Annotated in this window: 8 protein-coding genes and 4 pseudogenes; 6 read left to right on the forward strand and 6 right to left on the reverse strand. The window is 68.8% G+C overall.

Features of this window, described 5'->3' with window-relative positions; translation table 11 throughout:
• Together ABZZ17_RS39540 and ABZZ17_RS39545 are read left to right on the forward strand one after the other, a co-directional pair.
• Positions 1 to 117, forward strand: a pseudogene (locus ABZZ17_RS39540) (IS5/IS1182 family transposase); the annotation flags it as partial.
• A gap of 52 nt (positions 118 to 169) precedes the next feature.
• Positions 170 to 1,063, forward strand: a pseudogene (locus tag ABZZ17_RS39545) (IS5 family transposase).
• 20 nt (positions 1,064 to 1,083) lie between these two features.
• Here ABZZ17_RS39545 and ABZZ17_RS39550 read toward each other — a convergent pair.
• From ABZZ17_RS39550 to ABZZ17_RS39560, 3 genes and pseudogenes are all read right to left on the reverse strand, one after another.
• Positions 1,084 to 1,365 carry a hypothetical protein gene (locus ABZZ17_RS39550; RefSeq protein ID WP_356884167.1) on the reverse strand — a complete coding sequence of 94 codons (282 nt, stop codon included), beginning with the start codon at positions 1,363 to 1,365 and terminating at the stop codon, positions 1,084 to 1,086.
• Between the two features lie 213 nt (positions 1,366 to 1,578).
• A complete protein-coding gene (locus tag ABZZ17_RS39555; protein WP_356884155.1) occupies positions 1,579 to 1,779 on the reverse strand; it encodes a hypothetical protein in 201 nt (66 codons plus the stop codon).
• 182 nt (positions 1,780 to 1,961) lie between these two features.
• Positions 1,962 to 2,207: pseudogene (locus ABZZ17_RS39560) on the reverse strand (S24 family peptidase); the annotation flags it as partial.
• A 216-nt stretch (positions 2,208 to 2,423) separates the two neighbouring features.
• Here ABZZ17_RS39560 and ABZZ17_RS39565 point away from each other — a divergent pair.
• Positions 2,424 to 4,343, forward strand: coding sequence for an SMI1/KNR4 family protein (locus ABZZ17_RS39565; protein WP_356884157.1), 1,920 nt, complete (start codon positions 2,424 to 2,426; stop codon positions 4,341 to 4,343).
• A gap of 79 nt (positions 4,344 to 4,422) precedes the next feature.
• A complete protein-coding gene (locus ABZZ17_RS39570; protein WP_356884159.1) occupies positions 4,423 to 4,701 on the forward strand; it encodes a hypothetical protein in 279 nt (92 codons plus the stop codon).
• Positions 4,702 to 4,844: 143 nt separating this feature from the next.
• On the opposite strand, the gene ABZZ17_RS39575 is transcribed toward ABZZ17_RS39570, so the two are convergent.
• Positions 4,845 to 5,804 carry a hypothetical protein gene (locus tag ABZZ17_RS39575; protein ID WP_356884161.1) on the reverse strand — a complete coding sequence of 320 codons (960 nt, stop codon included), beginning with the start codon at positions 5,802 to 5,804 and terminating at the stop codon, positions 4,845 to 4,847.
• Positions 5,805 to 6,244: 440 nt separating this feature from the next.
• Here ABZZ17_RS39575 and ABZZ17_RS39580 point away from each other — a divergent pair.
• Both ABZZ17_RS39580 and ABZZ17_RS39585 read left to right on the forward strand, forming a co-directional pair.
• Positions 6,245 to 6,472 (forward strand): annotated as a pseudogene (locus ABZZ17_RS39580) (IS256 family transposase); the annotation flags it as partial.
• Positions 6,452 to 6,763, forward strand: a complete 312-nt coding sequence (locus ABZZ17_RS39585; RefSeq protein ID WP_356884169.1) for a hypothetical protein — start codon at positions 6,452 to 6,454, stop codon at positions 6,761 to 6,763. The pseudogene ABZZ17_RS39580 and the gene ABZZ17_RS39585, both read left to right, overlap by 21 nt.
• A gap of 417 nt (positions 6,764 to 7,180) precedes the next feature.
• Here ABZZ17_RS39585 and ABZZ17_RS39590 read toward each other — a convergent pair whose 3' ends face one another.
• Complete coding sequence (locus ABZZ17_RS39590; protein ID WP_356884163.1) at positions 7,181 to 7,420, reverse strand: hypothetical protein; 240 nt, start codon at positions 7,418 to 7,420, stop codon at positions 7,181 to 7,183.
• Positions 7,421 to 7,579: 159 nt separating this feature from the next.
• Entirely contained in the window at positions 7,580 to 7,828 is a 249-nt protein-coding gene (locus ABZZ17_RS39595; RefSeq protein WP_356884165.1) for a hypothetical protein, read from the reverse strand.
• Between the last annotated feature and the right edge of the window lie 298 nt (positions 7,829 to 8,126).

Genomic DNA, 8,126 nt, shown 5'->3' on the forward strand with positions numbered 1-8,126 from the left:
GTGGAACGGTGCTTCAACCGGCTCAAACAGTGGCGCGGCATCGCGACCAGGTACGACAAGACCGCCCAGTCCTACCAAGCAGCCGTCACCCTCGCATCACTCCTGATGTGGGCGTGACACTTTGACGACAACTCCTAGGGTCTGTTGCGTAAGTAGATCTTGTTCGTTGATGAACATCTGTGCGGGACGTGGTGATCTGACGAACGGCCAGTGGGCCCGGCTTGAGCCGTTGCTGCCGACGGGCATCAAGCCGGGTCGTCCGCAGGTGTGGACGAGGCGGCAGCTGATAGACGGCATACGGTGGCGGACCCGGACCGGCGCTCCATGGCGTGACGTGCCGGAACGTTATGGGCCGTGGGACCAGGTCTGCGACCTGTTCCGGCGCTGGCAGCGAGACGGAACCTGGGCCGGGATCCTCACCCGGCTCCAGCTCCTGGCCGAGGCAGACGCGAAGGGTCTGATCACCTGGGTAGTGAACGTCGACTCCACCGTCTGCCGTGCCCATCAGCACGCCGCCGGCGCGGCGAAAGGGGGGATCTCCAGAAGGAGCCGCCTGGTGGAGTGTTCGTCGAGCCGGCCGATCACGGCCTCGGACGGTCCCGCGGTGGGCTGACGAGCAAGATCCACCTTGCCGTCGAGCAGGGACAGAAGCCGCTGTCTGTGGTGATCACGGCCGGGCAGCGGGGGGATTCCCCGCAGTTCGAGCCGGTCCTGGAGGCGATCCGGGTGCCCAGGCAAGACTCGGGCAGGCCGCGCAAGCGTCCGGACCGGGTCCGGGCCGACAAGGCCTACGACTCTCGCAGTAACCGCTCCTACCTGCGTAGACGCGGGATCAAGGCCACCATCCCCGTCCCGGCGGACCGGGTCCGCAAACCGACTCAAACGCGGATCGCGCGGCGGGCGGCCGCCGAAGTTCGACAAGGACGACTACAAGCAGCGGCACGCGGTCGAGTGCGGGATTAACCGCCTCAAGCGCCACCGGGCCGTCGCCACCAGATACGACAAACTCGCCGTCCACTACGAAGCGACTGTACTGGTCGCAGCCATCAACGAATGGCTGTGACCAGCACAGTCGCGACAGAACTAGTCACCGATGAACTCCAGATACCGGCGCGTTCCCTGCGCGACGACCTGGCACAAGTCCCGGACCTCTTGGACCCACTGGCCACCGCGCTCGACCGGTAGCTGCTCAAGTTCCGCCAGCAGACTGGGTATCTGCCGCTGGTTGAAGACCACGTCCCGATAAGGGTCCAGTGCGCCGAGCATCGGGAAGACCGATCGGTCTACCGTCGCGAGCAAAGAGAACCAGTCGAGCCCGCATCCGGCCCTGGCCACTACGTCACCGCTCCCACCGCACACGCGCATATTGATCACCTGGGGAGCCTACCGACGCCCACCTCAGGCCGACGAACCAATATGCAAGGGCCGTGACATCCTCCCAGGTCCAGGAGTTTCCCAAGGAGACCGACGAGTCGATGTTCGCTTCGCAACGAGAATGGTGATGGCGCCTTCGAGCGCCACCCACAGGCCTGAGCTCACCGATCTCCAGTATCTCGCGAGCCACTTTCGCAACAGACCCTAGGCCCTCCGGAGCACCGTTCTCCCGCTGGCGAGCAGGAGAGCACAGTGGGCGCTGCCGCAGCTGCAGGCGGCGTTGGGGCGGGCGCCGACGAGGCGGCCGTGGGCCTTGATGTGCTCGGCGGCGAAGCCGCGCATGCTCGCGGCGTCCTTCGAGCGGGGCGGCATCCGGCACGCTTCGGTGCTGCAGGTGACGGCCACGGTGTGATCGGCGGTGGCCGGTGAGGCGGACTGTCCAGGTCCGTCCCGGCACGCGTGCTCCGGGCATCAGGGTCAAGTCGGGATCCCGTCGTTGGGCTGATCCGTGCCAGCGTTGTGCCGGGTTCGTACAGGGGGGCGCCGTGCCGAGGGGGATGTCCCCATGGGCGGCGGGGCGCTCTGGTTCAGAGCGCGCGCAGGACGGCGACTACCTTGCCGAGGATAACGGCGTCGTCGCCGGGGATCGGCTGATGCGCCGCGTTGTGCGGCATGAGCCAGGCCCAGCCGTTCTCGCGGCGCAGCCGCTTGACGGTGGCTTCGCCGTCCAGCATGGCGGCGACTATGTCGCCGTGGTCCGCGCTGTCGGCCTTCCTCACGGTGACGATGTCGCCGTCGCAGATGGCAGCGTCGATCATGCTGTCGCCGACCACCGGAAACCGACGGGTTCCCTGAATCTCGCATCACTGTCGCCCGGAACCTGTAGGAGAGGTGCCCGCACGGAGGCAACTCTGCTACAGGTTTGCAAAGTGACACCGAGGGGGCTGCGGTTATCCCGGTCGCTGCCGCGCTGATTCGGTAAGCCATCGTCTGGGCCAGACGTTTCGGCCTGCCCCCCGTTGTCGGTGCCCCCTGCGAGGATCACCGGCATGGAGATCCAACATGCCGACTGGCTGAACTTCCTGACGCAGTGGAGCGAGGAGTGGGCGGACTCGCACGGGCACGTTGAGGAGCTGAGCCCCGACGACGTCGCAGCACGGCGGGGCAGATGGCTCGGCACCGCTCCCGCCACCGCGGCAGACATCACCGAGATGGAGGACCGGCTCGGCCGCGCGATGCCGCCCTCCTACCGGGAGTTCCTGCGGGTGAGCAACGGCTGGTCACATGCCGGCGCCTTCGTGTGGAAGCTGGCTGGCACGGGTGAGGCGCACTGGCACGACGATGCGATGGGCCTCGGTGAGGATTTCGATGAGTACTGGGCCGAGGAGGACAACCCTGAGGAAGTGCGGGCGCAGGTGGGTCTGTGGTCCCGGGCGCTGCAGTTGGACGTCGAGTCGGACATGACCTTCGTGCTGCTTGACCCGCAGGATGTGGGGCCGGACGGCGAGTGGGCGGTGCGGGTGTGGGCGTCTTGGCGGGCCAACGGGGACCCTGAGCGGTATCCGTCGTTCGCGGCGTTCATGATCGCCATGCACCAGGAGTTCCACAGGCACCCGCCCGGCCGGGACGGGGAGGACGGGCCCGCATTCGTCAACAGCACGACCCGCGCCCAGGACGCCGCCGTGGTCCGGGCCCGGGCCGCTGCACTGCGCGGTCGCCACGAGGAGGCGGCAGCCTTGCTGGCGGAAGCCCAGAAGTACGGCCGGCCGTACGCACGCGAACTCCTGGAACAGATAGCGCAGCTGGAGGGCTCGCGCGGGTACGGGGTCCTGCCGCCGCACCCCGACAACCCCCGCTTCCTCAGTGAGCAGCTCCCCCTGAAAGCCGCCGATCTGCTCAACAGCGGCCGGCCCGCGGAAGACTGGCACTACTCCGACCCCAAGATCTTCCCCGATACCGCGCGGGCCGCGGCCGACATCCAGCGCGCCGTACGCGAGGGGACGTACCGCTACCGGCCTGGCGGAGTGTTCGGCGAGGCCGTTCACGAGGCCCGCGAGCAGGCCCGCTGGGGCGACACCGACGCCGCCTGGCAGATCCTGCGTGCCGCGATCCCCTCGTGGGAGCCGCTCGGCCCGGGCCACATCGCACCGATGGGCCTGCTCGCCGACCCCCTGCTCGCCCCTGTCCTGACCGTCGAACGGCGCCTCGAAATCCTGCGGACCCCACACGGCGGAGAGAGCGGCCCGGCCCCGGCCCCCGCCGGCGACCGGAACCCCGACGGACTGTCCTGGCTCGCCCGGCCCGGCGCGCTGCGCCCCTGGCAGACATCGGCCAGCAACTACCGGATGATCCTCGTCGAAGGAGTAGCCCCGGACGAGCTGCCCGCGCTGCTCGGCTCAGAGCCTGGCACGGTGCTCTCCCCGCCCCTGCGGCAATGGGATGTCACCCGGCACCACCGACCCGACCAGCACGTCTTCTCCAGCTACGACGACAAGCCACTGCTCAGCGTCGGCCGTGCCGGGCCGGACTGGAGCTTCGCCTTCGAACAGGACCCTTCCGCCCGGTTCAACACCGAACGCTTCCTCTCTCCCGCGCCGGCCGCCTCGGCAGGTGGCGGTCGGGCGATCGTGATCTGGCACGAGTGGCACCAGGACACACCGCTCTTCCACGTGTCGGCCGCCGAGGGCGGCACACTGCGCTACGCGTTCACCATGCGCGCCGGGACGCTCAACGCCACCGTCGGCGACGTACCTGCCGAACTGACCTCGCCCGCGCTCGGGTTCGATGCCCCCGACGCGGACGGCCAGGCCGCAGCGGCGGCCCGCGCCCTGGATGCCATCACCCTGCTTCACGGAGTCACCGTGCCCCGCCTCGCCCTCACCGAGGGCAGGCTGCACACCTTCGAGTCACTCTCCTGGAGCCGCCCACCCGGCCCCGGAGAGACATACGTGACGATCAGCATCAGCTGACCCCAGTGGAACCCTGCCTGTGCGAAGCCATCCTGTTTCGGCTCACGAAAGGCAGCAGCGCAGGCTCAGCGAGCTGAGCGTGAAGAAGGCCCTACGGGCACGTGAGGCCCCCGCGAAGCCCGTCTCGGCGTCCGGGCCGGGCACGGGCAGCGGGGCGTTCCGGCAAGGCCTTGCGGCGCTGGCGCAGTACGTCGCGCGGGAAGGCCGGCTGCCTGGGCGCGGCGTCGTCCAGGTCCTGCCCAACGGGACCGAACACCGCACCGGGATCTGGATCGGAAACGTCAAGGCCCGCCGCGACCGACTCCACCCGGCGCAGCTCGCCGCGCTCGCCGAACTCGGCGTCGACTGGGCAAGCTGATCACTCGCAGCCACGCGAGTCGACCTCGTGGCTGCGTAAGTGCACTTACGGAGGTCCGCTTAGGTGGCCCCTGTGCACGAGGCTCTCGCGAGGGCACAGAGACGGCGGTGTGAAGTCACCCGTGACCGCGTGGAGGTGCGCCTTCAACCCGCCGGGCGCGGAGGCCGGGACCAACGGACGGGGTGACCGTCAGGGCCGTCGGTGAGCCAGGAGCCGTCGCCCAAGGGCTCCAGTTCGTACGGGTTGGTCATCTCGACGGCGATCTCACCGCCGACCATGCCCGTGTTCACGTCGACCAGGTGGTGGCGGAACCACTCCTCGCCCTCGCCCTCGCTCTCACCACCCAGTGTGACGACGGCCGTTTCCGGGGTCAGGTAGCCACCGCACCATTCCACGAACGCCTCTTCCGGGTCATATCCGAAGGCCTCGACGGAGAGAGTGAAAAGCTGGTCCCCGCTGGGGTGGCGGTGGAAGGCGACATCCTGCTGGCCGTGGTCGACGGTCATGAACTGCTGACCGTCGGGCGCCAGGTCGATCAGGCAACGGTCCCACCACGGGTACGTCACGAACTCCACCTCGCCGTTCGCCCCGGCCGTACCCCGGAGAACGACGGCACCGTCCTGGCCCTCACCGACGTCGAGGTAGATGCTGCCGTCCACGGGGTGGACGTGGTGGCCGGCGCCGTGCCCGACCGTCTCCAGTTCCCGGCGCGCGAGGACCATCCCGCTGTCGATGTCGTACACGACCCATTGGTCTCCCCCGCGTCCTGCCATCGCGTCCGGGCGGTAGACCCACACAGTCCGGCCGCCCCGGGACAGCACGCAGCCGGGCCGGTGACCGTGGAGCACATCGGAGTGCGGTTCGAAGTCCGACGCCCACACCAGGTCGCCGGCGCGCGTAAGGCAGACAACCCCGTTCAGGGTCGTGTACACGACGCGCTCCAGATCGGGCTGGACCGCCGACTCCACGACCTCGTCGCCGGCCCGCGGCTGGAACACCGCGGCGGGTTCCAGCGTCCCGAATGCTCCGGAGTCCGTCAGATCGGCACGGATCTGCCCGTCGCGGTGTCGCGTGATGACCTTCGGAGGGGGCGCAGGAATCATCCGCTGAGGCTAACGCCCAGCTCCGGCCGACGGAGAGACAGGGTAGCAGCGGCCTGGCTGTCGTCGGCGCACATCTAACCCTCTCCCGAGGCCCTGCACAACACCGTCGAAGCCTTGGCCACCGAAGAACGCGCCGCGCCATGGACGGCCTGCCCTGGATGGCTTGCGTCCGCCGCATGCTCCACCCGGATGAGCCCGACCGCACAGCGACAACCCCTGGGCCCCACAGCCCTGAGCGACGAGTGGTCGGCGCCGGCCCTTGAGCACGTCGCCCGTACGTCTGCTCGCGTTCTGTGCATCGCAGTTGTCCGTCGGAGCCGCTACCGCGCTCGGTCACAGCCGGGTCGAGGGCGGCGAGCGGGGAGCCGGGGTTGGTAGTGCGTAGGTGAATCCAGTGCTCGGCGGGGAATTCGTAGACGCCATAGGCTCGTCCTCGCAGCGAGTCGACCTTCGCGACCGTCGACTGCGGACGAAGGTCACCAAGGGGGCCGGCTCCCGATCCGCGCCCTGACCAACGTCTTCAAGCTCGTCGAGTCCGCCCAGGCCCGCTGGCAAGCCGTGAACGCACCCCGCCTCGTCGCCCTCGTCCGCGCCGGGGGCCACTTCGAACGCGGCCAGCTTGTCGAACGCCCTGAGATCATGGCGGCGTGACGATGACTCCAGCGGAAGCACCCAGCCCAGAGGTCCAGATCGTGCAGGTGGATGCCACTGGCACCGCACTCCTGGCTGTCGTCGTGCGATGCCTGACGACCACGCGGCTGGGCACGCGCTTTCGCTGCACCAGTCCGGACGGACAAGCCGTCGATCTGGTACTGGCGGAGATTCGCCGCTACGCCCACGTACCCGTCGACGAGGTGGACCCGCCTCACGGCGCCCGCCTCCTCCTCACCGGTGCAGGAGCGGACGATCTCCGTTTCAAGCCCGGGGACGTCCTGCGGGGCACTAACCCGACCCCCTGATCAAGCATCAGTCCACAGGTCCTGACAATTACTCGGAACAGCGGATCGCCGCTGGTGCGAACACCCGCCCGCGGCACCGCCTCGGCCACGTGGCCGAGGCGAGACGGACTGACAGCTCCACGACCCGCGCAGCGCGCCGGCACAGGCTGTTCAGCGGGCGCCGAGGTAGCGGAGACAAGCCACGACGAGACCGACAGCCCTCCCGGCCGCCGTGACCGGCGCGGCGAGGGGGCACCCCCGCCACTCCACGAGCTCTGCGTCGTCGGGGTCGGCAGGCTGGGGCATCCGTGCCTGCGGGAGTGACTGGCGCGCTCGCTTGATCCGCAGCACCGCAGGAGCCGCCATCATCGCCACGAGCGCCAAGACGCGCAGGCGAGCCTTGACACCCTGACGCAGACGAGCGGCTGACCCGCTCGATCAGCCTTCGGGCGGTGGTGCCGCGTCGGCTCGGGCCGCAGCCTTCACGGCCTGCTCCACCTCGTGCCGCGGCGTGCCAGTCTCCTTCGCGTACGCGGCCACGGCCGCTTGGACGGTCTCGACCGCGTCCAGCCAAGGCTTCCATCCCTCCGCACTGTAGTCGCGGGTGGTGGCCTGCTGCCGCGCCATGTCGGCCTCGCGCTGAAGCTGGACAAGATGCTCGGGTAGTTCAATGGGCATCGCGTGATCCTAAAGTCCGGCGACCGGCTCGCCTCCGGGACCCACAGCCCACGTTTTCAAGGCAGCCGTTCCGCCACTCCATCAGCGCACTAGCGACGCGCGAAAGGCGGATCGCCCCCGCCAACCTAGCGTGGGGCGCCGGGTACCCGGCGCCCCACGCTAGTGCTGTGACCGGGAAGGTTCGCCAAGTTGGCGGGTCACTCCTGCTCGGAGGCAGCGGCAATGTGTGGGCGGCAGAGGTCGGCGGCCCGTGAGGGGGGGGTTGTGCAGTGCATCGCTGTAGAGCCGCGTCTCACGAGCGGCTCGGTCGAGGGACCTCCAGAAGCTGAGTGGCAGGTCGAGGTCATCACCGAGTTCGGCCAGGCAGTCGAAGGCGAGTTCCAGCTCGTTGTGCTCAAGGAACTCCAACGTTGCTGAGAGATCGATGCCGGGCAGGCCCGCGAGATGGGCCCACGCGGCTTCCAGGTGCCCACGGGTCTGGTTCCAGCTGGCCTGACAAGCCTCACTGGCGTCAGTGTTGCCGGTGCCGTCAGAACGGTCACGCGACTTTCAGCTGGCGCCCGCCCCAGCTTCCGATGCCCCCTCGTCCGGACTTGATGACCACATGGTCGCCTAGGCACTGTCTTCAAAGGGTTCTGATGGGGGATCATGTGCCGCATGGTGCGTCGTCATGAACTGTCGGATCTGGAGTGGGAAGCGTTGTCCG

It is taken from the genome of Streptomyces sp. NPDC006512, assembly GCF_040611935.1.
Taxonomy (GTDB): Bacteria; Actinomycetota; Actinomycetes; order Streptomycetales; family Streptomycetaceae; genus Streptomyces.